The 26070-nt window shown below is 68.2% G+C and carries 25 protein-coding genes and 1 pseudogene; 18 read left to right on the top strand and 8 right to left on the bottom strand.

Translation table 11 applies throughout. The features are described 5' to 3' along the window. Nucleotides 1–54: 54 nt before the first annotated feature. The 5 genes from ABT004_RS10220 (at nucleotide 55) to ABT004_RS10200 (ending at nucleotide 3902) form a co-directional block, all read left to right on the top strand. A complete protein-coding gene (locus ABT004_RS10220) occupies nucleotides 55–789 on the top strand; it encodes a WXG100-like domain-containing protein (protein ID WP_351333697.1) in 735 nt (244 codons plus the stop codon). Then, the gene (locus tag ABT004_RS10215; protein ID WP_351333695.1) at nucleotides 786–1439 is read left to right on the top strand and encodes a NucA/NucB deoxyribonuclease domain-containing protein; all 654 of its coding nucleotides are present in this window, start codon (nucleotides 786–788) and stop codon (nucleotides 1437–1439) included. The genes ABT004_RS10220 and ABT004_RS10215 overlap by 4 nt, the downstream gene beginning before the upstream one ends. Nucleotides 1440–1518: 79 nt before the next feature. Then, nucleotides 1519–2376 (top strand): hypothetical protein, encoded by an 858-nt coding sequence (locus ABT004_RS10210; protein WP_351333692.1) that lies wholly within the window; start codon nucleotides 1519–1521, stop codon nucleotides 2374–2376. A 6-nt stretch (nucleotides 2377–2382) separates the two neighbouring features. Next, on the top strand, nucleotides 2383–3084 hold the full coding sequence (locus tag ABT004_RS10205; RefSeq protein ID WP_351333689.1) for an SMI1/KNR4 family protein: 702 nt from the start codon (nucleotides 2383–2385) through the stop codon (nucleotides 3082–3084). 386 nt (nucleotides 3085–3470) lie between these two features. Next, the gene (locus tag ABT004_RS10200; protein ID WP_351333686.1) at nucleotides 3471–3902 is read left to right on the top strand and encodes a hypothetical protein; all 432 of its coding nucleotides are present in this window, start codon (nucleotides 3471–3473) and stop codon (nucleotides 3900–3902) included. A 111-nt stretch (nucleotides 3903–4013) separates the two neighbouring features. Here the strand turns inward: ABT004_RS10200 and ABT004_RS10195 are convergent, their stop codons facing one another. Both ABT004_RS10195 and ABT004_RS10190 read right to left on the bottom strand, forming a co-directional pair. Then, nucleotides 4014–4205 carry a hypothetical protein gene (locus ABT004_RS10195; RefSeq protein WP_351333683.1) on the bottom strand — a complete coding sequence of 64 codons (192 nt, stop codon included), beginning with the start codon at nucleotides 4203–4205 and terminating at the stop codon, nucleotides 4014–4016. 17 nt (nucleotides 4206–4222) lie between these two features. Next, nucleotides 4223–5074 (bottom strand): helix-turn-helix domain-containing protein, encoded by an 852-nt coding sequence (locus ABT004_RS10190; protein ID WP_351333681.1) that lies wholly within the window; start codon nucleotides 5072–5074, stop codon nucleotides 4223–4225. A 254-nt stretch (nucleotides 5075–5328) separates the two neighbouring features. Here ABT004_RS10190 and ABT004_RS10185 point away from each other — a divergent pair, with 254 nt between their 5' ends. Beyond that, entirely contained in the window at nucleotides 5329–5829 is a 501-nt protein-coding gene (locus tag ABT004_RS10185) for an ATP-binding protein (protein ID WP_351333678.1), read from the top strand. An 89-nt stretch (nucleotides 5830–5918) separates the two neighbouring features. Here ABT004_RS10185 and ABT004_RS10180 read toward each other — a convergent pair whose 3' ends face one another. Beyond that, entirely contained in the window at nucleotides 5919–6251 is a 333-nt protein-coding gene (locus tag ABT004_RS10180; protein ID WP_351333675.1) for a hypothetical protein, read from the bottom strand. Nucleotides 6252–6306: 55 nt separating this feature from the next. Between ABT004_RS10180 and ABT004_RS10175 the strand changes: the two genes are divergently transcribed. The 5 genes from ABT004_RS10175 to ABT004_RS10155 all read left to right on the top strand — a co-directional run bounded on the left by ABT004_RS10175 (nucleotide 6307) and on the right by ABT004_RS10155 (nucleotide 11530). After that, nucleotides 6307–7407, top strand: a complete 1101-nt coding sequence (locus tag ABT004_RS10175) for a hypothetical protein (protein WP_351333672.1) — start codon at nucleotides 6307–6309, stop codon at nucleotides 7405–7407. Between the two features lie 125 nt (nucleotides 7408–7532). Continuing rightward, a complete protein-coding gene (locus ABT004_RS10170; RefSeq protein WP_351333669.1) occupies nucleotides 7533–7925 on the top strand; it encodes a hypothetical protein in 393 nt (130 codons plus the stop codon). Nucleotides 7926–8221: 296 nt separating this feature from the next. Next, on the top strand, nucleotides 8222–8605 hold the full coding sequence (locus ABT004_RS10165) for a hypothetical protein (RefSeq protein WP_351333666.1): 384 nt from the start codon (nucleotides 8222–8224) through the stop codon (nucleotides 8603–8605). A gap of 43 nt (nucleotides 8606–8648) precedes the next feature. Then, nucleotides 8649–10061, top strand: a complete 1413-nt coding sequence (locus ABT004_RS10160; RefSeq protein ID WP_351333665.1) for a WXG100 family type VII secretion target — start codon at nucleotides 8649–8651, stop codon at nucleotides 10059–10061. 92 nt (nucleotides 10062–10153) lie between these two features. Then, nucleotides 10154–11530 carry a S8 family serine peptidase gene (locus tag ABT004_RS10155; protein WP_351333663.1) on the top strand — a complete coding sequence of 459 codons (1377 nt, stop codon included), beginning with the start codon at nucleotides 10154–10156 and terminating at the stop codon, nucleotides 11528–11530. A gap of 214 nt (nucleotides 11531–11744) precedes the next feature. Here ABT004_RS10155 and ABT004_RS10150 read toward each other — a convergent pair whose 3' ends face one another. Further along, complete coding sequence (locus ABT004_RS10150; RefSeq protein ID WP_351333660.1) at nucleotides 11745–12782, bottom strand: hypothetical protein; 1038 nt, start codon at nucleotides 12780–12782, stop codon at nucleotides 11745–11747. Between the two features lie 222 nt (nucleotides 12783–13004). On the opposite strand from ABT004_RS10150, the gene ABT004_RS10145 reads away from it, so the two are divergent. Continuing rightward, entirely contained in the window at nucleotides 13005–13463 is a 459-nt protein-coding gene (locus ABT004_RS10145; RefSeq protein ID WP_351333659.1) for a hypothetical protein, read from the top strand. A gap of 107 nt (nucleotides 13464–13570) precedes the next feature. Here ABT004_RS10145 and ABT004_RS10140 read toward each other — a convergent pair whose 3' ends face one another. Then, nucleotides 13571–16342 carry an SUKH-4 family immunity protein gene (locus ABT004_RS10140; protein WP_351333656.1) on the bottom strand — a complete coding sequence of 924 codons (2772 nt, stop codon included), beginning with the start codon at nucleotides 16340–16342 and terminating at the stop codon, nucleotides 13571–13573. Between the two features lie 191 nt (nucleotides 16343–16533). Here ABT004_RS10140 and ABT004_RS36370 point away from each other — a divergent pair. Further along, a pseudogene (locus ABT004_RS36370) lies at nucleotides 16534–16887 on the top strand (WXG100-like domain-containing protein); the annotation flags it as partial. On the opposite strand, the gene ABT004_RS10130 reads toward ABT004_RS36370, so the two are convergent. Together ABT004_RS10130 and ABT004_RS10125 are read right to left on the bottom strand one after the other, a co-directional pair. Beyond that, nucleotides 16869–17159 carry a hypothetical protein gene (locus ABT004_RS10130; protein WP_351333651.1) on the bottom strand — a complete coding sequence of 97 codons (291 nt, stop codon included), beginning with the start codon at nucleotides 17157–17159 and terminating at the stop codon, nucleotides 16869–16871. The pseudogene ABT004_RS36370 and the gene ABT004_RS10130 sit on opposite strands and share 19 nt — an antisense overlap. A 483-nt stretch (nucleotides 17160–17642) precedes the next feature. After that, the gene (locus ABT004_RS10125; RefSeq protein WP_351333649.1) at nucleotides 17643–18437 is read right to left on the bottom strand and encodes a hypothetical protein; all 795 of its coding nucleotides are present in this window, start codon (nucleotides 18435–18437) and stop codon (nucleotides 17643–17645) included. Nucleotides 18438–19011: 574 nt separating this feature from the next. Here ABT004_RS10125 and ABT004_RS10120 point away from each other — a divergent pair. The 5 genes from ABT004_RS10120 (at nucleotide 19012) to ABT004_RS10100 (ending at nucleotide 25532) form a co-directional block, all read left to right on the top strand. Continuing rightward, nucleotides 19012–21375 carry a toxin glutamine deamidase domain-containing protein gene (locus ABT004_RS10120; protein WP_351333647.1) on the top strand — a complete coding sequence of 788 codons (2364 nt, stop codon included), beginning with the start codon at nucleotides 19012–19014 and terminating at the stop codon, nucleotides 21373–21375. A gap of 612 nt (nucleotides 21376–21987) precedes the next feature. After that, nucleotides 21988–22767, top strand: a complete 780-nt coding sequence (locus ABT004_RS10115) for an SUKH-4 family immunity protein (protein WP_351333645.1) — start codon at nucleotides 21988–21990, stop codon at nucleotides 22765–22767. Nucleotides 22768–22860: 93 nt separating this feature from the next. After that, a complete protein-coding gene (locus ABT004_RS10110; protein ID WP_351333642.1) occupies nucleotides 22861–24756 on the top strand; it encodes an SUKH-4 family immunity protein in 1896 nt (631 codons plus the stop codon). A gap of 53 nt (nucleotides 24757–24809) precedes the next feature. Further along, nucleotides 24810–25106 carry a hypothetical protein gene (locus ABT004_RS10105; protein ID WP_351333639.1) on the top strand — a complete coding sequence of 99 codons (297 nt, stop codon included), beginning with the start codon at nucleotides 24810–24812 and terminating at the stop codon, nucleotides 25104–25106. A gap of 54 nt (nucleotides 25107–25160) precedes the next feature. Further along, complete coding sequence (locus ABT004_RS10100; RefSeq protein WP_351333637.1) at nucleotides 25161–25532, top strand: hypothetical protein; 372 nt, start codon at nucleotides 25161–25163, stop codon at nucleotides 25530–25532. 36 nt (nucleotides 25533–25568) lie between these two features. On the opposite strand, the gene ABT004_RS10095 is transcribed toward ABT004_RS10100, so the two are convergent. Further along, nucleotides 25569–26048 (bottom strand): hypothetical protein, encoded by a 480-nt coding sequence (locus tag ABT004_RS10095; protein ID WP_351333635.1) that lies wholly within the window; start codon nucleotides 26046–26048, stop codon nucleotides 25569–25571. Between the last annotated feature and the right edge of the window lie 22 nt (nucleotides 26049–26070).

The raw sequence follows: 26070 nt of genomic DNA, 5'->3' as shown, positions 1-26070 counted from the left end.
TTCGAACAACTGTCACAGTTGGGATAGTTGTGCCACGAGGTGCAGGGGGAGCGCATGGCGATCGAGTTACCCGACGAGCTTGTCTGGGTCATGGACCTGATGGGTCTGAACTGGCCTCAAGTGAACGAGGACGCAGTCCACGAATTCGCAGGACACGTCCGTACCTTCGCGGGCGACATCGGTGCCTCGCAGGAGGAGGCGTCCGCGACCATCCAAGCCATGGCGGCCTGTTATGAAGGGTCGTCGTACGACCGGCTCGCCGAGACATGGAGCCGGCTGGCAACCAGCCACATGAGCGAGCTCATCCAGGGATGTGAGATGGCAGCGGTCGCCCTGGAGGTCGCGGCAGCCGTCATCGTCGCGGCCAAAGTCGCCGTCATCGCCCAACTCATATTCATAGCTGCACAGTTGGCAGTAGCGGCCGCTACTGCCATCGTCACCCTCGGGGCCGCCGCCGCAGCCGAGGCCGCACTGATTCAGGTCACCAAGAAGGTGGTGAACGAACTCCTCGAACGCGCCCTGGAAGAGGTGGTCGCCCACCTCGCGACCCAGGCCGTCGAACCGCTCGAGGACATCGTGGGGCGCGCGCTGAAGGGCCTGGTCCTGAAGGGTGTCGAGTCCGCGAGCGAAGCGATAGCCGGCCCCGCCGACGCGGGCGGCGGCACCGGCTTCTCCGTCCATCCGGACGAACTGCTCAAGCACGCCGATGACTTCAAGAAGCACTCCGAAGCTGTCGCCGGACACGCCGTCAAATTCAGTAATGGGGCGGCGGGAGTGTCGTTCGGATGAGCCACCCGATAGCCAAGGCACTCGAAGACGCCGCACAGCGAATGGGCAGGAAGCTCAGCAAGGACGCCGCCAAGGCCGTCGGCGACATGTACAGCCAGGTCGGGGACGGCACCAAGAAGGTCGTCAAGAACATTCAGGACGCGGACGGGCAGCACGCCCACGAACTCCTCAACCTCGCGAACAAGGTCGCCAAGAACGGCGGCGAGACCGGCAGGGGCTCGCGACGCAGAATGCGCGAACAGGCCGCCGCGAGAGGCGAGTTCAACCAGCGCACTGGCGGCCAGAGTGAGTACGACGCGGAGATGGTCCTCGACAGGAACAAGTACCCCGAGTCCGCGCAGCACATCGAGGACGCTCAGAACGGCACCAACTGGCGCGGCGACCGCCAGCGGCCGGGTCCTGCCCAGCCCGACATTCTCACCATCGACAGAAACGGGGCGGACGACAACCGCACCGACTCGCTCCGCGGGATTCCGACCGACAGCCCGCGCGACCGGGACGAATACCCTCCGGCCATGTACAAGGAGGGAGGAACCGGCGCGAGCGTCCGGTACATCGGGGCAAAGGACAACCAAGGTTCGGGGTCGGCCATGGGAAATGCTGTACGCGGCTTACCCGACGGCACGAGAGTCAAGATCTCGGTGCGCTGAGGGTGCACTCCAGAGATCGCCGGGGACGCCAGGGATCGCCGAGGGGCGCCAGGAATTGCCAGGGGGGAGTCGACGCGCGATGCGCCGGAAGGCCCCCGTTCCAGAGGCCAAAGGAGAGGATGACCTCATGAACTCTGCCGAAAAGCTGATCTCGTATGCCCGCGAGGGGCACTTCCGGGAGGCACTGCCACAACTGCTCGAGATCGCTCGCCGGCCCGGCGGCGCGCGCGGCCCCGTCTGGGAAGCGGCCGCGGCATCGATTCAGATCCTGCTGTGGCGGGACCGTCCCGGTGAAGCCGCGGACCTGGCCGAGTCGCTGATCCGTACGGACGCTTCGAGCGGTGGGGAATTGTGTGACCAGGACATGCCGTTCGACGAGGCGCTCCTGGCGACACCGGAGGCTTCCGAGGAGGCCGTCGCCGACCGCCTTGCCGCGGTGGCGGGGGCCGTTCCGGCCGGGCGCGTCCTGCATGAACGGCTGAATTGGCTTTCCCAGCAGTTGGCGCAGCGCTCCTTGGCGGAACTGACGCCCGGGTTCGAGCCGTGGGGTGTGCCGCTTCCGCCCTCGGGCGCCAAGCATCGCTCGCCACTCGTGGAGCGTGATTTCGAAACGCTTACCGCGGAGGAAAAGCGCGTCGTATGGATGTCGCTCAGGACGGCCAACGACTTCCCGCGCGCACACGAACTCGTCGCACAGGGCGGGTACACCCCGGGCCAGTACGCCGAGTGCACCTGGATGGCAGGATGGTATGCGGTCCAGGGAGACATCGAGCGTGGTGAGGCCATGTTGCTGGCGGCGCACGGCGGATGGCACCCGTACATGAAATGGGACGCCCTCCCCACGGATCCCGTCCTTCAGCCAACGCTCCGGCTGGTCGCCACCGACCGCGTACGCGAGCACTATCTGACACGGCCCATCGGCCCGGAAGCGAAGTGATTCGGAATGTCCGACGACGCAACGCCCGAGGACTCAACGCCTGACGGCGCAACGCCCGAAGGCGCCACGTCCGACGGCGCGCTGGAACAGCTCCTGAGCCGCGCCCGCGGCCCCATGGGCCCGGCCATCGACCTCGACTTCGGCTGGGAAACCGGCCCCCTCGCCGAGCTCGGCACGGTCATCTCCCGCATGAACGGCTTCTTCCTCTTCAACGCCGGCGTCCAGGTGTTCCGCGCGGGCGACGAGGGCCTCGGCCCCGACCTCCTTTCCTGGAACAGCGAAGACCTCTGGAAAGACACTTACGACGATCTCGCCGACGACATCTTCTGCTTCGGCCAGGACATCTTCGGTACGCAATTCGGCATCGTCGACGGCGCGAAGGTGGTCACCCTCAACCCGGAATCCGCGGAACTGACCGAACTCGGAACCAGCCTCAACGACTGGGCGAAGTGGCTCCTCGACGACCCCGACGTCAACGGCACGGCGAGCTTCTCCCACGCCTACCAGAAGGCGAACGGCGCGCTGGACCCGGCCGAGCGCCTGATCCCCCGCCGCTTCTTCGTCGCGGGCGGCGGCTACGACTTCGACAACTTCAAGGCCGTGGACGCGGCGACCGCGATGCGGATCCGGGGGCCGATCGCGCAGCAGGTCTTCGATCTGCCGGACGGAGCGACGCTGCGACTGCCGAGCCCGAATCCCTTCGGGTGAGGTGAGGCGAGGCGGGCCGCCGGGTCGGCGGCACACTTACGTGGGCCTGGGCTCGGGCCACTTGTTGCTGGCGAGCCGACATCGACCATGCTCACGGCGCCGGAACAGCCCAGGGCTTTCGCATCAGCGCCAGGCCATGACTCGATGAGAACGGACCGCATGAGCCCCACCTTCACCCGCCACCGCTTGGGCCAGGAAGCGTGAGTACCGAATTCAGCGTTCACTATCCGACTGCGCAAGAACGGGCAGTGGCCAACTTTCAACGCCTCATCAAGGTACGAGGCGGGAACGCGATCCATGTCCAAGGGGTGTTTCCGAACAAGGGTGCACCGGACGGTATGGGCCCGAGTTTCACCCTCTTCGCGGACCCGGCAGGGAGCGGGCCCTTGTGTTCTGTGGTCCCGCGAGCGGGCGGGCTGAACCCGGGCGCCGACCTCGTTGTGACGGGACCTGACGGGGGCGAACTGGGCGTGCTGCGACTGCCGGCCCCAGGCGACGGCGGGCGCCGCCGGTACGAGATGCAACTACCGGACGGCACAAGCCTGGTCGGCCGTCGCGGAACCGTCAGCGCGTGGATTCTGTACGTTCTGCTCTCACCGCTGCTGCTGTTCTACAACGTGGCGAGTCTCGTCGGCGGATACGGCGGCCCCGATTGGCATCTGCCATCGCGGACGGCGTGGCGCGCCATGGGCGCCCTTCGACTGGGCCTCGCCCCCTTGAAGTTCTACGGGATGACCGACAAGTACAAGGTCCGGGCGGACCGTTTGGACATGCGGGTCGTCTACGCGCAGGCCGTGCTGCATGAGTGGGACGGCTGAGGGCCGCAAGGATCCGCTCGGCGTTTCCGGAGAATCCGGCCCATACCTCGCCCTCCCACATCTTCTGGTAGCCATGGCGTGCCTCGCGTCGCGGCCAGGGCCCCGCTGACATCAGAGAAGGTGATCCGCCTTCCCCGCCTTGATGTCCGTGATCAGCGCACGAAGCGCTTCGCGGCTGTCGGTCACGTAGGCGTCCTCGGCTCCGGCCACGGATATATAGGCGTTGCCGTCGGGGTCGGTGCCGAGGCGGAAGCAATTGGCGCCTTCCCCGCAGAACGGGTCTTCCCAAGTGATCGCCGGCATGTGGATGTCTCCCTTTCCTAGAGGCTTGACGCCAGGGTGCGGATGAGATCGAGCGACGGGTCGGGAGGTAGTGCGGCGCCCTCCGTCGCGTCGAGTTGAGCCCGGTACTTCTGCAACTGCGACGCCGAGTCCACGAATTCGGGCCCGTGCGTGCTGTCGAGTTCCACGGTGTCCAGCTCGGGGACCGGCCCTTCGGCGTATACGACCGACTGCCCGGCACCTGGAAAGCCTCCGGCCTTGAACGGGATTACACGGACGGTGACTTGGGGGTGCTCCGCAGCCTGCAGAACTCGCGCCAACTGGCGGTGGGCCACTTGGGCCCCACCGAACTCCATCCTCAGGGCTGCTTCGTGGATCACCAGGTCGAGTTGCGGTGGATCCGACCGGTCGAGAATCCGGCACCGCTCCATGCGGTGCGCGACGCGCGTGTCCACATCGACCGCCGGTAGTTGAGGGATGACCTGCTTGAACACCGCTCGCGCGTGGGCCTCCGTCTGAATCAGGCCGGGCAGGTGCACTGTGACTGCGACCCGCAGGCGCCGCGCATGCCACTCCAGTTCCGCGATGTCCAGGAAGGTCGCGGGGAGCCGGCCTCGGTAGTCCTCCCACCACCCCTTGCCCCGCTCGGCGGCCATCTCGGCCAGCGCATCGACGAGACGCGGGTTCACGCAGGCGTAGTGCCCGGCGAGGGTACGCACCCGGTCTGGGCTGATACCGGACCGTCCCGACTCCATATTGGGGACGTTGGTGCGGGGGACCCCGAGCAGGCCGGCCGCGGCTTCGGTGGTGATGCCTGCGGCGGTGCGCATCTTGCGCAGCTCGACACCAAGACGCTTCTGGCGTGCGGTCGGTGTGCTCCTCGGCGGCATGCGCCCTCCTGTACGACGACGGGAACAGTCTGCCTTGTCCGTACGGTGCTCGGAGTTCTCGTGCGTGGGTAGTACGTGTACTCCCACCATGCGCTACATTGAGTAACGCACACGCTACACACGGCAGTTGGCAGTGCATCGCGCGAGCCTGCCCGCAACCTCCCGCCCTGGGAGGGGCGGGCCCGCGCCAGGGAGACGAGCCACCGGCTGCCGCGACATTCCCTTCAACACCCTCATACGCAAGGGAGTTCGCCATGCCCGAAACCGCGGTGCCTGCCGCAACGACCCCCATCGCCTGCCCGCCCCGCCCCGACGGCCGCCCGGCGCTTCCAGAGAACCTGGCCTACAGCCTCACCCTCCCCGCCGCGCTCACCTCGCCGGCCCTGGCCCGCGCGGCGACCCGCGCGTTCCTCGAAGCACACCATCTGCACGACATCCTCGACGCCGCCCTCCAGGCGGTCGGCGAACTCACGGCGACCGCCTGTCAGTTCGCGCCCGAAGCCAACGTCTACGTATCCCTGCGCTACCGGGATAACGCCCTGCGGGTCACCGTCTACGACGGACACCCACTCCACATCAACCGCCACCTCGCCGCAGCGTGCGACACCCGCCGCCGCACGGCACTCCGCCTCCTCGCCCGGCTTGCCCGCGAGTGCGGAGGCGGCTGGGGGTACGGGCCCGCACGGGAGCCCGGAGGCGGCACGCGGACGTGGGTGGTGCTGCCGCGGGAGGGGGCGGTGGCATACGGGAGGTGACGGGTCGGGGCGGGGCGCCGGGGTGGGTGGTGGGTCCCGGCGCCGGTCCGCCCAGTCGCCGGCGTCCGCCCCGTCGAGAGGGGCGTGGTTCAGCCGTTCAGCGCGGAGGCGACCGCTCCCCAGGCGATCAACACCACAAGTCCGGCCGCGCACAGGGGAATAGAGCGTGCTTTTCGGCCTCGAATGGCGAGGGAGGCGGCGACGACTGCGGGAATTACCGAGACCAATGTGGATGCGTCGAACTCGCCCCGGAGTAGTGACACACAGGTCACTGCCAGGTAACACACAGCGAAAATCAGTGTGATGGCGGGCAATGCGCGCAGGGCTTGCCGTTTCGCTCTGGTGAGTTGTTGATCTCCATCGGATCCGAGTGGCTGGCCATCCTGGTCCTGCCAGTTCCAGCTGAAGATATTCCTGGGCATGTTGTTACGGTACCTTCCGGCCGCTTTGGCAATCATCGGAGGGGAGTGGGCGCTGATGAGCTTCGCAGTTGAATCGGCGGATCTTGGGGCTTACGGGAAACAGGTCGACCGCGCCGCGGAAGACGCACAGTCTGTTGATGACTACGTCAAGAAATATGGCAGAGCTCTGGGCAACTCCTCTACGGAACAAGGCTTGTTGCTGGCGCCTTTGGAGTTGCACGAGCAGGCGATGGACGACGCCGGCAAGGCGTTGTCGCGGGTCCACACTCTCCTGGATCGAAGCGGAGCGGAGTTGACCCGCTCCGGTGCGTATTACCGGGACACGGATGCGGAGCAGGCCGCCAAGGTGGATGCCACCTACCCCGACGCCCAGCGTGCAGCGGCCGGAAACGGCGGGGGTGGTGCGACGCAGAGCTTTTCGGATGCGACCGAGCCCTCGTCCCGACTGAGCGCTCCGAGTAAACCGGAGGAGTACTCGCACGGTCTGGTCAGTGACGCCGTCGGGGCGGTCAGTGATTGGCTCAGCCCCAGCTATTGGTCTCTGGAGGCAATCAAGTTCGTCTTTCAGGCGGAACAGGACCCGCTGGAGCAGGCGCTCGGATGGTTCGCGGGAGACTGGGAGTCCTACGCCAAGTGTGCCGAAATGTGGCAGAACTCGGGAAGCGCCCTTGGTGACTTGGGTGCGAACATCCGGTCCGGGAACCAGCGGCTCGACCAGTCGTGGAACGGAAATGCGGCAGATGCCGCATATAAGTACTTCGATGAGTTGGCGAAGAGAATCACCGAAGTCGGCACGTCGCTGAAGGACCTCCAGGGGCACTACTCGGAGATATCCCTTGCGGTGTACGAGGCGCTGAACCTGGTCAAGGGTGTGCTGACCGCGATCGCGGACGCATTGATCCTCATCGAGATCGAAGTGGCTGCTGGAACGCTACTGGCGGAAACGGGCGTTGGGGCCGTCGTGGGCTACGGCCTCGCCGCGCTCGAAGTCGTCAAGGTGATCCGGCTGTGGGGGCAGGCGACCGAGGCCTACTCGGCGGCAGAGCAGTCGGTGAAGATCGCCGTGGCCGCGGCCGCGGCGCTGTCCGGAACCATCGGAGTGGCGGTCAACCAGCTGCCTGCGGTGGGGGAGAGCTATGACCACCCGGCTGTTTGACGGACGTACGAGGCGGTCGTAGGTCCCGTGTTGGGCCGGCGGTATGTGACGGCCGGCGGCGCGGTCGCTGTAGTCGCTTCCGGGCCCACTGGTGCATCGGATTTTGGAACAAGGGAGGCCCGCAGATGGCCGAAGAGCAGGTCGGGGACGAGGAGTTCCTGGACATCGCCAGGGAGCCGGCACGCGCCAGGGCTCTGCGTAGTTCGCTCCAGCGCCTTGCGCAGGGGGGCGGCGGGGAGGTCGTCCAGGAGATGGCGAAGGAAGTACTGGCGGGCAGGGTGGGATTGCGCGAGGCGATGCAGAACTCGGCCTACCGAGAGGCCCTGTCCGACCGGGTGCGCGACGGTTTCCGTGCACTGGAGGAGCTGCCGCCCGACGCGCGGCAGGCTGCGGAGGACGAGGGGCGTCGCCGATTGGCCACGTATCAGGACGAGATCGACGAGGAGCGGCGCCAGCGGGGCGGCGCGGCCCGGGAGGCTGGGCCGCGTCATGACGGGCGGGGCTGGAGCCTCTATTGAGCTGGTCCGTTGAGCTGGTCCACGTGGCTCGTCCAGTGAGCTTGTCCACGCGGTTCGCCTACTGAGTTCGTTCTGCGCCGACGTGGTCAGCGGGACACGAGGTCGGGGTAATTGCACCGCTTATGTCCCATGGGGCAGCGTATCCGCCGCACCTGTCGCGGAGTTGTGACGGGCAGCACCGAGCGGGGTGTGGGTGCCGTTCGATAAGCTATAGGCAGGCTTGTGACAGGGGACCGGACTTATCGCCCCCAACGGGAAGAACGGGACTAGCAGGATGAACGGGGAGGGCCAAGCGCATGGCCGGTGACGGGTACAAGGTCGATCTGAGCGCGCTCGACAACGTCATCAAAAAGCTGAACGGGGTCATCGGAGACCTCGGCAAGGCGAACACGGATACCAAGCACAAGACGTACCTCCCCAAGGGTGCGTTGGGGTCCGGATTCGACGAGGCCGAGAAGCTGACCGCCGCACATGACGAGATGAAGACGTACCTCGAGGCTGTCGTCGACCACCTGGAGTCGGTGATGGACGACTTCGGTTCGAAGACGAAGCGGGCGCATGGCGCGTACCAGGACGCCGAGGCGGACACGGCGAGCTCAGTCAATGGAGCCACGTCGGCGTCGACCGGTGGGTCGTCGAGTGGTGCCTCGGGTGGGGCATCAGACGGGTCGATGTTGTGACGCACTGGGCGGGCAGCGGAAGAGAAGGGGAGACGGGGCAGAGATGAGCGACAAGGGCGCGGACTACACGTACGTGGCGCCGATGCAGTGCTACGCCGGCAAGAACACAACCAACTTCAAGGACCACGACATGGACACGATGAAGTCCATGGTCCAGAACTCCGACCCTAGTGCCGTACATGAGGCTGCCCAGGGCTGGAAGGGTGTGCACGACCAGCTCGTAGAGGTTAAATCCGTCTACGAGGCGGCCGTGGCCGAGGTGATGAAGGACTGGGAAGGTGCTTCGGCTGATCAGTTCCAGGCCCGGTCGAAGGTGATCTCGAAGAAGATCCATGACACGTCCACGTACGCGACGTATGTCTCCACGTCGATGACGAGCGCGGCTAACGTATTGGGTGACATCAAGCCCGAGGTCATGGCGATGGAGAAGCCGAGCGGTGGCAGCAGCATTGGTGACCGCCTCACTGACGGCGGTCGGGACGAGGACGGCCTGAACCGGGACATCTCCAACTCGAATGTTTCTGCGCAGCACATCGTCGACAATCGCGAAGGCGACATGTCGGAGGGTCGCGAGGCGCAGATGAAGATGGCCGTGAAGATGGAGCAACTGGGGACGGCCTACAACGGGCAGGCCCAGTCGATGGGGTCGTGGAAACCGGGGCGAGGGGGAATTGGTGACGACGGCGATTACCCGGGTGAGCCCGGCGGCGCCGCTCCCGTACCGATTGTCGCTGGTTCCGTAACCAGCCCCTCCGGTAGTGCTGGTGCAGGCAACCTCAGTCGCTCCACTGGCTCGGGTTCCTCGATCAAGGGCGTGAAGTCGCCGACCGCGGACGGCATCAGCGGGGGTATCGGTTCGCAGAAACCGACGGCTGGTTCGCAGATCGGTGCTGGCAACCTCAGCTTCGGAGGTGCCTCGGGTGCAGGTGCCGGTGGTGTTGGTGCGGGCGCCGGGGCTGGCGCTGGTGGCGGCATCGGCGGTGGCGCCGCTGGCTCTGGAGCTGGTGCAGGGGCCGGTGGTGTCGGTGGTGCGGGGATCGGTGGTGGGATTGGTGCCGGTGCAGGCCTCGGTGCGGGTGCCGCAGGCCGTGGCGGCGCAGGCGCTATGGGGCGCGGCGGTCTCGGTGGTGGTGCAGGTTCGGGAGCCGCCGGTAAGGATGCCGCGAAGGGGCTGAAGGGCAACTCGCTCGCTCGCACGAAAGGCGGCGAGATCGGCAAGTCCGTCGTCAAGCCGGGATCCGGGCAGCAGGGTGGTTCCGCCCTGCGCCAGAAGCCGAAGACAGCGACCGGCGGTGCAGGACAGAACGCCGGACGCAATGGTCTTGCTGGGCACGGTGCGCAGACAGGCAAGGGTAAGGACAAGAAGGGCCGTGACAACTCTCGTCCGGACTATCTGGTCGAGGACGAGGAGACCTGGGCGAACAGTCGCACTGTTAACCCCAAGGTCGTGGAATAGTCAGGCCTACTGGTTAAGTATGCGGTGAAGACAAGACGGGGCTCGCAGCCTTCGGGCTGTGGGCCCCGCCCTGCGAGGGAAGGTGTTACGGCATGAGCTTCACGCGAGCGCTGCGCGCGGTGGGCGCTGCGGCAGCGGCGGGAGCGTTGCTTTTCGCGGCTGCGCCGTCGGCGTCGGCGGATCAGGTCAGGGACGATCAGTGGCCCCTGACGGCGTACTCTGCCGACAAGGTTTGGAGCGAGGCGACCGGAAAGGGTGTCACGGTCGCGGTCATCGACGGCGGCTTCAAGACGGACCACCGCGACCTCGCTGGCCAGTTCCTCAAGGGCAAGGACTTCGTCGACGGGGACACCTCGGTCGAGCCAGACCCGAGCCAGGACAAGCCTGAGCATGGCACTGCGATGGCAGCGATCATCGCTGCTCATGGTCATGGGGCTGGTGGCGCTGCCGGTGTCAAGGGGTTGGCGCCGGATGCCAAGCTTCTTCCACTCCGAGACGAGGGCGAGAAGGCGGACGGCTTCGCTGCGTCGATCAAGTACGCGGTCGACAAGGGTGCCTCCATCATCAATATCTCTCAGGGCGGACTCGACCCCGCGAATCCGCAGGGGGACCCGGCTGAGCGCAAGGCGATTGCCTACGCGTTGGACCACGGGGTGTTGATCGTTGCGGGCTCAGGAAACGACGGCGTCGGTCCTGAAAAGTCACGGGAGTTCTTCCCCGGTGCGTATCCAGGTGTCCTGACGGTGGGTGCTGTCGACAGTGACGGCACGATCTGGGAGGGCTCTAACTACGGCGACCACGTGCTGTTGTCTGCCCCAGGCGTCAAGATCGTCACTGCTGGCCTGGACTCTGATGGCTACGATCTGAACACCGGCACTTCAGATGCCACGGCCTACGTCTCCGCCGCCGCCGCCCTCCTCAAGCAGAAGTTCCCCGACCTCACCCCCGGCCAGATCGCCAACCGTCTGGTCAAGACCGCCGGGCTCCCTGCTTCTGCGAAGGGGGCGTCGCTCCCCGACGAACACTACGGTTACGGTTTCATCCGTCCGTACTCCGCCCTCACGAAGAACGTGTCGGCCGGCTCGAAGAACGGCCCATTGAAGACTGGCGAGTTGAACGCGTCCATCGCCAAGGCCGACGGTTCCGGATCCCCGGCTCCTGAGGCCACGAGGGGTTCGGGCGCCTCAGACTCCGATTCCGGCGGTATCAGTACGGGCGTGATCATCGGCATCGCCGCCGGTGTCCTTGTCGTCCTGGTGATCATCGTCGTAGCGATCGTGCTCAGTCGGAAGAAGAATGGCGGCGGCCCGCCCCCGCCCCCCGGTGGTGGCTGGGGCGGCGGTGGTCAGGCGCCGTATCCCGGGCAGGGATACCCGGCGCAGCAGCCGAACCCGTACCAGCAGCAGGCGCCCCCTGCGCCGGGCTCGTACCCGCAGGCTCCCTCGCAACCGCCGTACGGTCAGCAGTAGTTACCTTCATCAGCGCTGCACCCGCGCCCCGCGTCTACGTCGGACGTGGGGCGCGCGGCGTTGCAGGTTGCTCCCGCAGCGAAGTACCTGGTGCAGCGACCGGCCGCCGGTAGCGGCCCTATCGCCAAACGAGGCCCCACCCAAGGCAATTGGCCCGGGCGGGCCCTTCGTAAGGGGATTTTTGTGCTTTTCTTCGAGTAGCCCAGGGAACGGCTCAGGACGGATTCGTCTCGCTCGCGGGGTGTGACGAGTGCGGAGCAGTCGTTACGAGATAGCAGAGAACCAGTCCGATGAGGGCGCCACCGGTCCCGGTTACCCAGCGCCAGACCCCCGTGATGTCGAAGGTCAGCAGTGCGGCACAACCGATGGCGACCACGGCGAGCATCAGCACTGACGGTGCCACATAGAGCAGCCAGGCGGAGTGAGGGTTCCAGAGCCGCAGCGCGCGCGGCTCGCCGTTACCTGCGGCGGTCTTTTCGACAGAGAGGCCCTCGGGGGCGACCATCTGCGCGTCGTCGGCTTTGAGCATTCCGTGCATCACCCAGCCGCGGTCGGACACCAGCGCAGCCGGAGTGTCGCCTGAGGATGATTGCCGACGGTCGGTGCTGCGGCGGGCGTCCCAGCACAGCCAGACCGGCTGCCCCGCCAGGGATTTGGGGACGTGCTTCTCTGTGACAGAGGCCAGGAAATGCGCAGTGCGGGACGATGCGGTGACGACCTTCAGACACATCTGCTTCTGGGAGCCTCGCTCCCAGAAGCCGGGCCCCAGGCATGTCCCGCGTACGGCCATGTCGGTGCCGCTCAGCCGCGAGAAGGAACGGAACCCGTGGCGCAGGGAAAGACCATCCACGGAGAGGGCGATCCCGAAAGCCCAGGCGATGCCGACGATCAAGATGCGGCCAGTCCCCATCGTGGAGCCTTCTAGTTCCGCACCGAGGCTGTCCCGGTCTCCTGCGACGGCGCCTAGCCCAGGGCGGGACGGGGCGTAGAGGACCGAGACTTCGCTCCCCTTGTGCGGACGGTCGGGAGTGACTGGATGGACCGTAGTCACTACCGGAGTCCCGCCTGTCTCAGGGGCAAGCTGGACGACTGCCGTCGAGGTGTAGTAATCACGGCCCTTGCTTGGATCGTGAAACTGGACGTCGCTGACCCTTTCCACCGGGACGTGGGCGTATTCCGAGCCGGGATCGGAGATCCTCTGCACGAGATCCGGGCGCTGCGGAATGCCCATCACCAGCGCGAGAAGGGTCACCAGCGCTGTGCAAACGCCTAGGGTCCACACGAAAGAACGCCATTGCATACCTCGGCGTGAGGGCAATACCCGGGGTGGGCCACCCGCTGCTGTGGAGCTCAGTCCACTCAGCTCTGCGGTGCCCGAGAACTCGGCCACCGCGACCGTGGAGTACGGTCGTGAGCTGTACCGACTGCGGCGGATACCCCGAAGGTTACGTTGATCAGGGCTGTGGTGTGGTTGGTGCTGCTTCTCGTTGCGACCTTGGGTCCCGAGGTCGCAGAGGGCTTCGCGGCGTTCGCCTTCATGGTGTGGTCGTTCTTCCTGATCGGTCCAGCCAAGGCGGTGCACTGGCACGTGATGGTCGGCCGGGTGTTGAAGTCCGGGCCCTGGCAGTACGGCGTCGCGGTGCGGCGGCTGGACGTAAAGGTGGGTGGGGGAACGGCTGTTGAGGTTCGGCTCGGCCTTTCCCCGGATGCAGGGGTCGATCCCGTATCGGCAGCGACTGTGCCGGCCGGGTCGGCAACCGGCAAGGTGGCGCCCCCGGTCTTCGCGGCGCGTACCTGGCGGCGGCGCAGGCGCTGGGGGCATGACCTGGAGAAGGGGGCCTGGTTCGTGGGTGATCCGGAGCGTGCGGGCGTCATCGCCACACCGGGCGGGCGCGAGTTCAGGACGCTGCACCGGCCGCAGCGCGTGGGGTGAAACACCGGCCCGGGGCCGTCTGCAGGGGGACTTCTGCGTGAGTCGGCGTTAGTGCCGTTCGGCTTGGTGGCTCGCGTCCGTCCCGGTGAGGTGACGTGTGGTTCGGTTCAGAACAGCCCGTGCCACATCTGCTCGATGATCAGGGACCACCAGGTGTCCGGCTCCGACAGGGCGTTCGGGTCGATGGCCAGGAGGCGGGTCTGGAGGTCGGCGACGATGTTGCCTGCCAGGTACGGGTGCGCGTCGAGCATGTCGCCGCGTGTCGTGTGGAGGGTGGCGAGGGAGTACGCGAATGCGGCCACCGAGGAGTTCACGTACTGAAGGCTGCCGTCCAGGGGCATGGCCGCCCAGACCTGGCCGCTGTCGCGCTGCACCGTGATCACGAACATGCCGTCCGTGCCGATGCGCGTGTGTGTGGCGAGGGTGTCGGCCGCGGCGGGGGACAACTGGGCGCCCGTGCCGATGAGGTGGGTGCGGGCGTCCGCGAACATGCCGCCGATGACGGGTGGGACACCGGGCGCGTCCGTGTCCGCCAGGAAGAAGAGCGGGACGTCGGCAGGGAGGCCGGCGACCGTCAGCGTCGTGCGTGCCGCGTCGGGTAGCGGGGCCGTGGCCAGGAGTTGGGGAGCGTAACGGCGTACCTTCTGCTCGCCGAAGGCCTGTGTGAGCAGCGGGCCGAGCTGCGCGTCCGGCAGGACATGCGTGGGCGGTACGGGGTGGGGGAGCGGGGCGCGGGACGGTTGCGGTGGTGCCTCCTGGCCGGCGAGTTGGGCCATCAGTCGCGCGTGGGACGTGAGGGCGGTGATGCCCTCGGTGCGCGATGCCCGGTCCCGGCCGTAGGGGTGTGCGTGCGAGTGGGAGGCCTTCGGGAACGTGGACACCAGGACGTTCGCCGTGTAGCCGCCAGGGAAGTAGCCGGGGCACAGGTCGGTGTGGATCGCCACGACGTTTTCCACGGGCACCCGCAACTCGCCCAGCTGTGCCATGCCCTGGTACTCGGCCGGTGGCTTGCCGGGCGCCGAGGTGGCGGTGACGTAGGCCTCCTGGCCGGTGCGGGGGTCGACGTAGGTGAAGACCGCGGTGTTGCCAGGGCCCGTCGCCGGGTGGTCGGGTGGTGGGGAGGCGGGGGTGGGAGCGGGTGCTGCCTGGTCCGGCTGAGGGGTTGCCGCGGGCGGCGCGGGCGGCGCCAACGGGTAGTCCACCACTGTGGGTGTGCGCTGCGGGGAAGCGGGTGCCGGGGTGCCGGAGGTGGCCGAGGTGGCCGAGGTGCCGGCGGTGGCGGTGGCGGAGGCCCCCACGTCCTGGTTGGCGGAGCCCAACGCGCGCGCGTACTGCGCCAGTCCGTCCTCCTCGAACGCCGACGCCAGGATCTGTGCCCGCTGCTCCGGCCCCGCCTGCGTGCGCGTCAGCACCGGGGCGATTCGCAGATACGTACGTCCTGGAGCGGGCAGTGCCGCGCGCGTGCGCTCGTCCGCGGCGATCTCCTCCAGTGCGAAACGAAGCGCCACCGGGTCCGTGTGCACCAGCAGCCACGGGTCCTTGAGCAGGCGCGGCAGTTGGCCCGCGCCCAGGAGATGGCCGACGACGCCGTCTCGTACGTAGGGGTCGGCCTGCTCCCAGCCATCGTCGGGGACCCGCTCAAGGAGTTCCATCGCGAGGCACAGGTGTGCGACGCGCACGTCGGGCAGCGTGGCGCGGATCGCCTCGCCGAGTGCCGGGTGGGTGAGGGTGATGAGGGTGGGCGCGGTCGCGTCCTCGTCGTTCACCGTGGTGACGAACGGGCCGGCGAGGGACATCCCGTTGGCGATGTCCTGCGACAGGTCGCGCGCGGCCAGCGCTGAGGCCAACGGTGCCCACAAGGGGAGGGGTAGACCTTCACCCTCGGCCAGGGCGAGAGGGGTCAGCATCGCGCGCAGGGCGGCCGGGTCGGCACCGAGGCGTCGGGCGTGCATGTCGACGGTCTCGATCGGATGTGCGGGGAAGAGGGCCGGGTTGGGTGGTGCCTCGGGTGCCAACAGGTGGGCATTGACGGCCAGTTGGGCGGTGAGGCGACTGCCGCCCGTCCCCATCCCGGTCCCCGTTCCTGCTCCTGCTCCTGTCGCGATGCGCGTCGCAAGGTCATGTGCGAGGCGGGCCCGCAGCTGCGGATCCTCGGTGAACGGCAGCCGTGGCGCTCCGAAGTTCGGGTCGAGCGCGATCTGGGTCTGCAGGGTGAGGCCCTGGAGGTCGGCGTGCTCGGGTGCGTCGAGGTCGATGACCTGTGCCGTCCCGGCGGGGAGCGCCGATGCCATCTCGGCGGCCACCGCGTGCGGGACCTCGGCGAGGAGTCGTACGGAGGGGAGCCCCGCGAGCGGCAGCAGCAGCTCGCGCGCCATCCGCTCCGCCCCGCGACCCGCCCGTACGGGACCGGCCTCGTCCACATCGGGCACGACGATCACGCGCTCGGTGGCGCCGAAGGCCTCGTAGGCCTCCGCATCGCGCGCGACGTCGAGGCCGTAGTGGTCGGCGAGCAGCCACAGCACCTGCGCGGGCGTGCGTCCCGCGGCGCTCGGCACTGCTGGCGCGGGGAGCGGCGGCGGGACCGTCCACGGGTCGAGGCGCGCGAGGTCGATGCGCTCGCGGTGGCCGGGATCGCAGAGCATCAGGAAGCCGGTCAGTAGGCGCGAACTGCCGCACCCCGGTGAGCCGGTGAGGAGCGCGACGCGCGGCGCTTCCGGCACGGCGGCCCGCCAGGCGGCGAGCGCGCGCAGGGCGGAGGCGCGGCCGCCGATGAACGGATGCGGCTCATACGCGACCTGCTGCGGCGGCGCGGCCATGGGGTGCTGCTGTGCCGCTCCCGGCGCTCCCGGCACTCCCATGGGGCTGTTCTGCCAGCTCACGACTCTCCCTGGTTCCCCGTCTTCACGTGCCTGTCCACCTTACGGGCGAGCTCTGACAGTGGTGCGGGCGCGGCCGGTGGGACTGTTCTGTTGTCGGTCCGGCTTGTTAAACTCCGTGCAAAATTACGTCTGTTGAGGTGCACGGGGTCCTGTGTCCTGCGGATGTACGGCGACACGGGGGAGATGCCGCCATGGCGATGATGCTGCCGGACGAGTTGGCGTGGATTCTGGAGATGTTGGGCTTCGATTGGCCGACGGCCAATGAGGACCACATGATGCAGTGCGCGCAGACGTGGCGGGATTTCGGGGCGCAGGTCGGGGACGTTCAGGTGTCTGCGATGCAGTCGGCCGGGAATGTGACGTCGGAGAATTTCGGCGAGTCGATCGACGCGTTCGTGGAGAAGTGGGACAAGTTCTCGGGCGGGTCGGGGTATCTGGACGATGCCCGGCAGGCGGCCGAGGTGATCGCGGGTGTCTTCGAGGTCGCGGCGATGCTGATCATCGGGATGAAGATCGCGGTGATCATTCAGCTGATTGTGCTGGCGATCCAGATCGCGGTGGCGGCGGCGACGGCGGTGGTCACGTTCGGGTTGTCGGGGGTGGCGTCGGCGGCGATGACGCAGGTCTCGCGGGTCGCGATCCGCAAGATTTTGAAGGAGGCGGCGCAGGCGCTGATGGAGGCGGCGCTTGAGGCGGTGAAGGAGCCGTTCGTCTCCGCGCTGGAGGAGATGAGCAAGGACCTGGTCGCGCAGACGGTGAACCAGAACTTCGGTGCGCAGGACGGGTACAACCTGGGGCGTACCGCGGATGCGGGCAAGACGGCGGTCGAGGACGGGTTCAAGAACTTCGGCTCTACGTTGGGTGAGTCGCTGCGGGACGGGGGTGCGGGGCGGGCCGGGGCGCATGCGCGGGGTGGGTTGGACAGTGCGGCGGGGAACTCGTCGTCGTCGGGTGGGGTGGATGGCGGCGGGGCGAGTGCCGGGTCTGCGTCCGGTGGTGGGTCCGGGGTCGGCTCAGGCGGTTCAGGTTCCGGGTCCGGGTCCGGTGGTTCAGGGGCTGGCTCCGGGGCCTCCGGGTCCGGGGGTGACGCGGGCGGAGGCGGTACGTCCGGTGCTTCGGCCTCCGGGGGAACCGGCGGTACCGGCGGCGCGGGAACAACAGGCAATGGCAGTACGGGAGTCGGAGGGCAGGCAGGTTCGAACGGTGACGACGGACCGACCCCTGCGTCGACTCCCTCCCCTGCGTCGACTCCTTCCCCGGCGCCGTCGTCCGACCGGCCGCTGACCCCGTTCGACGCGGGCTACAACGAGCAGCGGGACGCGGCGCAGGCCTCCACGTCGACCGATATCGGAGGCTCCCCAGGCCCCTCGAGTACACCGGATTCCTCGCCCGGATCGGGGTCCACGCCGGACGCCGCATCGTCGTCCGGAACGCCGGACGTGTCGACGGGTACGGACGCGCAGCGCAATGGCGGCGAGACGGCCACGCCCGCGCCCGCGCCCGCCGCGCAGTCGGAGCGACCCTCCTCGGACCAGCCCTCCTCGGTGCCGCACGCGCGCGTGGATGCGGACGCGGCCACGCCGTCGCCCGCGCCGACCCCCACGCCGGATGCGACGCCGCCGGTCGGGCAGTCCGACCCGTCCCACGGCATCAACACGGCATCGGAGAGCGCCACCCCGACCCAGGAGTCCAACGGCCCTGCCGCACAGACCGCTTCGCCCGACCGCGGCAACGATCCGTCCACCGCGACGGACCCGCGTACCCAGGCCCAACAACCCATGACGACGGCGACGTCGGTGGGCACCCCCACGCCCACCGACGCCTCGTCACCCACCTCCACCTCCGCGACGTCGAGCTCCATACCAAGTGCGAGCACCGGTGTCGGTGCCGGTGCCCACACCGGCTCCGACTCGTCCTCGCGTACGTCGTCCAGCCCCACGTTCCACACGCAGAGCGCCACGGCCACGGAGGCCCACGCCCCGACCCGCCCCGCACCCACGGCGAACCCGACGCCCACCGGCGACCAGAGCCCCGCCGCACCGACGCCGAACCAGACGCCGAACGTCGCACCGACCGCGACCCCGGGCCCGGTCACGAACACCCCCACCACGCCGAATCAGGGCCCGTCGCGCCAGCCCAACCCCACGACCCCCACGACGAATCCCCGTACGGACGCACCCCGTACCGAGACCCCCCAACGCACAACACCCACGCCGACCCGCCGCCCCGAGCCGACGACCCCCTCGACGCCCCGCCCCAACACCCCCACCAACAACAGGCCCGGCACCACCAACACCCCGAACCAGCCCGGCCTCTCCGCCACACCGAACCAGACGCCCAACCAGCCCTCGAATCAGACTCCGGGCCAGGCTCCGAGCCAGACGCCGAATCAGGCTCCGAGCCAGACGCCCAACCAGACCCCGAGTCAGACGGCGAACCCGGCCCCGAACCAGCCCGCGAACCAGACGCCGAACCCGGCCCCGAATCAGACTCCGGGCCAGACGCCGAACCAGGTTCCAGGCCAGACCCCGCACCAGCCGGCGAACCCGGCCCCGAACCAGAAGCCGGATCAGGCTCCGAGCCAGACACCGCATCAGCCTGCGAACCAGAACCAGAACCAGAACCAGAACCAGAACCAGAACCAGAACCAGAACCAGGACCAGAACCAGGTGCCGGTCCAGGTCCCGATTCAGACCCCGAACAACAATCCCGGCACCCAGCCGCCCAGTTCGAACGGCCACCCCGCCCCCGCGCAGGAGCCCTCGGACACCACACCCCCCAAGCAGGACCAGTCGGCCCCTCTCTCGCAGGGCCGGAGCCTCCAGCAGATCCGCGACAGCCTCAACCACGCCCCCCACGGCCTGCTGACGCCGGACCCCGCCCACCAGCAGGCCCTGGCGGACGCCGTCCCCCGCAACGAGGACGGCACCCCGCAACGCCACCCCGACCCCAACGGCGAATGGGCCCAACTCCAGAACGACGGCGGTCTCCAGGAGCCGGGCCGTTCCAACAACTGCCTCGACAACGCCCGCGCCGGCCTGTCGACCTGGTTCGGCGACCCCCAGGTCTCCGCACCCCGCACCCCTGACAAGAACGATGACGGCACGCTCGACCGGATGTCGCCCGAGCGCGACTCGTACAACAACCTCGACGCCTGGGCAGGCCGCCCCCAGATCTGGGCCGGCGCCGACCACCCCGGCCCCTACGCACGAATAGCCCACCACCTCCAGGAGGCCGGCCCCGGCTCCGCCGCCGTCGTCGGCGTCCAATGGCCCGGCGGAGGCGGACACGCCTTCAACGTCTACAACCACAACGGCAACATCATCTGGGTCGACCACCAGACCGGCGAGGTGAGCCCCAACCCCCTCCACACCGGCGCCGCCGGCGTCCGCTACGTCCCCTTCGACCCCAACGGCCAGACCATGGACGCCCCATGGGAGAAGAAGGACGACACGGAGAAGGAGGAGGACCAGAAGCAAGACGACTCGCAGTCGCAGGGGGACCAGAAGCAAGATGACTCTCAGCCGCAGGAAGGCCAGAAGCAAGACGAGGGCCAGGCGCAGGAAGACCAGAAGCAAGACGAGGACCAGCCGCAGTCGCACCAGAGCCCGACAGCGAACCAGGCCGGTGACTCCCCGCAGAGCGATTCGACTCCCGCCACTCCCACGACGCCGAGCCCCCATGGCGACACCCCGGCCAATGGCCCGAGCCCCGAATCCATGGCTGCGGCCACGCCCCCGGCCGGCTACGGCGCGGCGTCCTCCCAAGCCGAGGGCAACGGTTCCCCGCAGGCCCACCCGGCCACCTCAGGCACGCCCCAGTCGGGCAACACCAACATCACCAGCCCTGAACAATCCGCCGGCCCCCCCGGCGCGGACCACGGCAATGTCACCCCGCCGAAAGGCCCCGGGCTCGTACCTCATCCCGACGACTCGGATCCCTACCTGGAGCGAGAGGGACCTGCAATTCTCCGCCCCACGACTTCCGGCGATGCGAATTCTCCGGGGCTTCCCCCCGACCCGGCGCAGCAGGCTCTTCGCGCCCGCAACCCCGTGTTCCAGGTGAGACACGAACGAGTCGACGAGCAGATCGAAAAGTGGGCCGACCCGAACCACCCCGACGCCAACGACGGTGTCAGCCCCCTTGCGAATGTCCTTGGGCGGACGGCGGGTCAGACGCCCGATGGCACCCCCATGACATTCGACCGCGAGCGGCTCAGGCTGGCTCTCCCAGGCTTTGACAGTCTGAACCGCGGCGAGCAGATGCATGTCGTGAGTAGTTTGGCGCGACTCAGTCACACCTTCCACGAGCGGCACGGCGTGGGCGGTTACAAGGAGTCCCCCGATCGCACGGTCTCGGCAGCAGCCGAGAATCGTAGGGAGGCCAAGAAGACGGACGGTAACGACCTGGCCAATAAGCACGGCCTGGGTGGTTCTCCCCATGTCCCCGACCTCAGTGAGAAGAACTATGCTGTCATTGAAGTCGACAACGGAAACGGGGAAATAGAGTACGTAGTCGACTCCTCCATACCGACGGGCTCTCCCGGGGAAATATCGGCGCGTCATTCAGAAGACCATCTCATGCAGTGGGTCGAGGAAAGAAACCGCCGGGACGGAAACAGTGATCGAAAGATCGTCGGCCTCTACACCGAGCGTGAACCTTGCGGAAATAAAAAGGGTGGCCGAGGGTCCTCGAACTGCTCGACCCTGCTGAAGAAGAACCTCGCAGCCGACGTGCCGATCTATTACAGCTCCACGTATCGCGTGGACAGTGAAGCCGTGGCCGACAGGCGAGAGATCCGCGCCGATGTTCAAAGGGTCGCCCGTGAGATGATTGCCCAGGAGCATGGGGTGAAGGGTGGGAAAATGGACAGGGCGGACCTTAACGCTCTTGCGTCCGGGGTGGACGATCTGAGTCCGAAAACTCCCGCAGAAGAGCGGATGGATGAGGAGTTCAGGGGGCGTGTCCTGTCCAAGGTCGAGAATTTGTACGCCGCCCTGGCCCAGCAGCTCGATACGCAGAACGAGAAATGATGCAACGTCGGGGAGTTTCAGTTGCCTGAAGGTGTATTTCCTGAAAGTGTCCAGGAGTTCTTGAGTTCGGACATCAGTGCCCTGCTCGCGTCCGCCGAGCGTAGTTACGCCCCCCGGTCGCAACTCCCGCTCCCCGTCCACTACGCCTTGCAGCTGTGGCTGGCCGGCGTGCGTCCTGAGGGCCGGGGGGAGTGGGCTGCGTGGTTGCATCTGGCCGCCACGGCCCACGGCGATACCGAAGTGGCTGCCGAAATCGACGGCTTGCCGACAGCGCTCCCCTGGCGCGTGCGTTGGCATCACTGGCGGCCGCCGGGGGCCGTATCGTTCGACGGCTGGCTCCCCGGCCCGATCGAGCAGGTCGAACCAGCTCCCGCGGACTGGTCCCCGGGCGGGCGCCCCGCCGTGATCGGACGCGAGTACGTCTCCGATGAGTCGCCCCACTGGGGCTGGGACGCGGAGAGCGGTCGGCCGCTTGCGGGGCCCAGTACCGGTCCTCTGCCTGCCCCTGGGCAGTCGCGTCCCATTGGCACCTTCAACGAGTTCACGCTGCCGCTCTGGACGGATCTTGGTGGCCTGTCGCGGCGCCTGCCGCTCGTTACGGGGCATCTACGCATGGACGGCCTCACCGGCCTCACGATCTACTGCTCGCCCGGCGGCGTGTTCGCCATCGAGTCCGCCATGGCCGACCCGCTCACCGCAGCGTGCACAAATCCTCCGGAGAAGCCGGAGACGCGTACCTTCCCCTGCGACGTGGTGCCCGGTTTCGACGCCGGGACGTACGGCAGGCACCCGGACTACCCCGCCTTCGAGGCCGCGGACTTTCACCGCGTCCCCCCGGTGGATCTTCCTACGGGCATGGGTGACCATGCGAGCCGGGAGACCCTCGTCGAGGTCGGTGTCCCGGCCTTCCGGTGCCACCCGCTGGAGCTGACACCGCCATCCCGGCGGCCGCACGCTTCCACCGACGAGGACGACGACACCAACGACCTTCTTCCCATCGGCTCGCTGGAAGGCGGAACGCTTGTCATCGAGGGCTCCACTGGGGTCGTCTACCGCCTGCCGCCCGGTTCCGACGGCACCTGGCTCGGCCCCTGGCACCCGGACGAGGACATCGACGCCCCGGAACGAACCACCCCATCGTTCGAGGCGGTCAACACTCTTGAGGACGTCGAAGGCCCCGAGGACGACAAGTACGTCACATGGATCGCCCCCAACCTCGCCACGTTCCTCACCTTGGCGTCCAGGTACATCGGCATCCGCTCCCAACTTCGCATGACCACAAGCCGTTTGGAGCTCGACACGCTGTCAATGCGGATCGAGGTCGGCCTCGGCAGCGCTGTCCCCATGGCGATGTTCAGCTGGTGGACGGCGACGCTCAAGAGCGTCATGTGAGCAGCGAGGGCCGGCCCGTGCTGGGGAGCTGGATCTGGGTGGGCATCACCGGTACCACTAGTTGTCCAGGGGCAGGGCGGAGAACCGGCAGTCATGTACGAGAACGTCACCGCGGAGACAGCGGTCGAGCGCATTGTGGCCTGGCGGCAGCCCAACGAGAGCCGTTCCCCGGCCGAGCTGCGCGAGTGGGCGCTACAGGCGCTCACCCTCGCGCAGTCGTTCTCGGCTTCTGTAGAGGTGTGGCGTCAACTCTCCCGTCTGCTCAATGGGGGTGAGCTGGAGCTGCCCCTGGACGTATCGGAGATCTCGGTCGCCGAGGACGGCCGTGTCTGGTTCGGCGATTGGTCGCGTCGAGACGAACTGGCAGCCGCGGTGGATCGCGGGCACGCCCGTCGGGTCCACGCTGAGATGACCCAGTGGCTGCGGGACCGGCTCGACGAGACGGCGAACGGCGTGGGGCGCTACGCCGTCCTCGCGTTGGCCAGGCACGCCGCGCGGGGTGGGCGGTATGGCGAGTCCTTCCACGAACTGGCGCACGATGCGGCGCTGTTGGCGAAGCTCTCGCCGCACAGCCTCATCGAGGCGGACGGGGTGGTGCGCGCAAACCTCGATGCCGTACGGATGGATCCAGCCTTCCGCGACCGATTCGCCGCCTGGTCGGCCCCCTCGTTGGCCAGCTGCGCGAGCGACCTGGAGACGGCCGGCCTGCGCACCTTCGAGTTCGACGAATGGGCGTCCTGGCTGGCCCTGGCGGCGCAGGCGCAGGGCGACGAGGCGACGGCGGAGGCCGTGACCGATGCGCACCCGGACCGGCCGTGGGTGGTGCGCTGGGCGCACTGGCGGCCGCCGGGCGTCGTCGACCCGCGGCGGGTGTTCCCCGGCCCGGTGACTGGGCTGGAACTCGCGCCCGAGGGCTGGGATCCGGAGGGCCGGACGGCGGTCGTCGCGCGGGACGACACCCGACCGACGCCGCGTTACTGGGTGTTCGACGCGGCCACGGGCGACGTGCTCGCCGGCCCGTGGACCGGCTCCGTGCCTGCCTTCGGGGAGCGTGAACCTTCGTGGCAGGGCGGGGGCGGCCGGTTGCGGGCGTGGGCCGCGTTCGACCCGTTCCCGGCGGAGCCGGGCCTTGTGCGGGCCCGGCTGGAGGTGGGAGAGCTGGTCGTGGTGGCGTCGACCGGCGGGATCTTCGCGGCCAAGGCCACCGACCCCGAACGGTTCGAAGACGGGTTCCGGGGGCCGCGGACCGTGGACGAGGGCGACGAGTTCGACGAGGACGAGGACTGGGACGACGACCTCGATGCCGATGACGGTGATGAAGACGACCTCCTCGGTTTCGCCATGCCGTCCCCGAACACGGCCGCGCTGATCGACGTACTGCCGTGCCATATCGCCCCCGGACAGGCGGACTTCCCATCGTCCCCGGACTCGGTATTCGGTACGCAGTCCATGACCCGCCTCCCCGAATCACACCTCCCCGAGGACCTCACTGCCCCCCACGCCCGCCACACCCTGACCGTGACCGGCCTGCCGGCCCTGGCGGCCGCCGAGATCCACCTGGGCGTCGACTCAGAGGCCGAGGCATCGCTTCAGCGCATCCGTGACCTGCCCCTGTACGCGCTGGGCGACTGGAACGGTGGCCCCATCGCCGTACACGCGAGCACCGGCCGGGTCTACCGCCTGCCCCGCCACGACAACTGGACCGAGACGGACCTGCCTGACGACGCCCCACCCGCCGACGACTGGGACCCCGACTGGGATTCGGGCAAGTGGAACGTCGACTACGAGGCCCCCCACCTCATGGCTGAGAACCTGGACGTCTTCGTCCGCCTCGTCACGACCTGGGCCGTCCTCCGGGGCCACTTCCCGATGGCGTACACGCAAGGCGAACTCTTCGGTCTGCGCGACGAGTTGGAGGACCGGCTGCGGGCCATCAGCTCGCACGCAGCGCACAGCTGGTGGACCGAGGGGCTGCAAGAGGTCATCTGAGTGCCGGCCGTCGTCGCCCGTCTTCGCACCCCTTCAAAGGAGTGGGTGGAGACGTGCACCGACGAGACGGGGGCCTTGTTTCCCGTGGCTGGGACCACGCCGCCGGCATGGCCTCCGCGCACGAGTTCGCCTCGGCCGCCCACGCGGGCGCCGCGATCGCGCTGCTCGCCGCCGTCGTCAAGGAAATGGAGCGGCTCGACGAGCTCGAGGACGACGACGTACGCGAGGAGGCCCTGGAAGCAGCCCTCCAGGAGTTCGGGGACTTCGTCGAGGCACTACCGCGAGACCTGGGCGGCGCCCACTTCTGGGAGGCCGCCACCAACAGTCTCGCCGACCACTTCGAGCCGTAACGTCGGACGGGCTCGGGATGAGCCGCCTACCGCCGGTCGGTTAGGGTCGCGGGCATGACACGTACGGGTGGAGACGGCACCGGCCTGCAGTGGGAGGCGGACTTCTCGCGGAAGTGGGAGACCGAGCTTCCTCCGGAGGAGCGCGCGCTCGCCGAGGAGCAGGCGAGGGTCACCGAAGTGGCGCGGCGTGAGCGGCTGCGGGGGATCGTGTGCGCGGCCGTCTTCCTCGCGGCAGCCGTCGCGGCGCTCATCGGTCAGGCGGTCGGCGACGCCGGCGCGGTCGCGCTGGGCGCCAACGCCGTGGGCGTGGTCGGAGCCTGCGGCGCGCTGTGGCTCGCGTTGCGGAGCACGGGTGGCATGGGCCGTCAGGGGCTGTGGCTGATGGTCGGCGCGCTGCTCGTCATCGGGGTGGGGCAGGCGGTCTGACCCGCGCATCGGCCCCGCCCGGCAGCAGACCCGCCCTCACGTCATCTTGCTGATGTGGGACTCGGTGGTGCCACCGGCACCCGCCGCGAAGTCCACGTCGTTCTGTTCCTGGCGGATCAGCTGCTCGTTGAAGGACTCGTTCTCGTCGTGGTTCTTGGCCATCGCGCCGAGCGCGCCGCCGATGTTCGTCAACTCCTGCGCGAGGTGCTGCATCGACTCGAACATGCCGGTCTGCAGGCCCTCGTAGGCGATGCCGAACTTCTCGCCGATCTCGTCGTCGCCCCACGGCGGCATGTCCGCCTTGTCGGCGAAGCTCGTCAGGCCCTGGACGAAGCCCTCCACCTGGCCCTTCTCGGGCGCGGGGGCCTCGCCGCTGGTGGGGGCGCAGGCGTTGACGGAGGCCAGGCCGTTCTGGAGGGCCGCCGCGGCCTTGGCGAACTGGGCGCCCAAGTCATGGAAGTTCGTGCCTTCCTTGGCCAGGGACGTCGTATCGGTACGGAATCCTTCGCGGGGCATGAGGGTCCTCTTGGGTGGTGGT

The organism is Streptomyces sp. NPDC002790 (assembly GCF_040295505.1).
Lineage (GTDB): Bacteria > Actinomycetota > Actinomycetes > Streptomycetales > Streptomycetaceae > Streptomyces.
The sequence above is the reverse complement of the archived record's forward strand: the minus strand, read 5'-3'. Positions and strand labels throughout refer to the sequence as shown.

Bases quoted from the DNA above. Each gene is read 5' to 3' on its own strand.
- ABT004_RS10180 (WP_351333675.1), bottom strand. From the start codon at position 6,251: ATGCCCAGGAATATCTTCAGCTGGAACTGGCAGGACCAGGATGGCCAG.
- ABT004_RS10205 (WP_351333689.1), top strand. From the start codon at position 2,383: ATGTCCGACGACGCAACGCCCGAGGACTCAACGCCTGACGGCGCAACG.
- ABT004_RS10185 (WP_351333678.1), top strand. From the start codon at position 5,329: ATGCCCGAAACCGCGGTGCCTGCCGCAACGACCCCCATCGCCTGCCCG.
- ABT004_RS10100 (WP_351333637.1), top strand. From the start codon at position 25,161: ATGACACGTACGGGTGGAGACGGCACCGGCCTGCAGTGGGAGGCGGAC.
- ABT004_RS10195 (WP_351333683.1), bottom strand. From the start codon at position 4,205: ATGCCGGCGATCACTTGGGAAGACCCGTTCTGCGGGGAAGGCGCCAAT.
- ABT004_RS10220 (WP_351333697.1), top strand. From the start codon at position 55: ATGGCGATCGAGTTACCCGACGAGCTTGTCTGGGTCATGGACCTGATG.
- ABT004_RS10210 (WP_351333692.1), top strand. From the start codon at position 1,519: ATGCGCCGGAAGGCCCCCGTTCCAGAGGCCAAAGGAGAGGATGACCTC.
- ABT004_RS10095 (WP_351333635.1), bottom strand. From the start codon at position 26,048: ATGCCCCGCGAAGGATTCCGTACCGATACGACGTCCCTGGCCAAGGAA.
- ABT004_RS10115 (WP_351333645.1), top strand. From the start codon at position 21,988: ATGGACGGCCTCACCGGCCTCACGATCTACTGCTCGCCCGGCGGCGTG.
- ABT004_RS10190 (WP_351333681.1), bottom strand. From the start codon at position 5,074: ATGCCGCCGAGGAGCACACCGACCGCACGCCAGAAGCGTCTTGGTGTC.
- ABT004_RS10165 (WP_351333666.1), top strand. From the start codon at position 8,222: ATGGCCGGTGACGGGTACAAGGTCGATCTGAGCGCGCTCGACAACGTC.
- ABT004_RS10170 (WP_351333669.1), top strand. From the start codon at position 7,533: ATGGCCGAAGAGCAGGTCGGGGACGAGGAGTTCCTGGACATCGCCAGG.
- ABT004_RS10155 (WP_351333663.1), top strand. From the start codon at position 10,154: ATGAGCTTCACGCGAGCGCTGCGCGCGGTGGGCGCTGCGGCAGCGGCG.
- ABT004_RS10160 (WP_351333665.1), top strand. From the start codon at position 8,649: ATGAGCGACAAGGGCGCGGACTACACGTACGTGGCGCCGATGCAGTGC.
- ABT004_RS10215 (WP_351333695.1), top strand. From the start codon at position 786: ATGAGCCACCCGATAGCCAAGGCACTCGAAGACGCCGCACAGCGAATG.
- ABT004_RS10175 (WP_351333672.1), top strand. From the start codon at position 6,307: ATGAGCTTCGCAGTTGAATCGGCGGATCTTGGGGCTTACGGGAAACAG.
- ABT004_RS10110 (WP_351333642.1), top strand. From the start codon at position 22,861: ATGTACGAGAACGTCACCGCGGAGACAGCGGTCGAGCGCATTGTGGCC.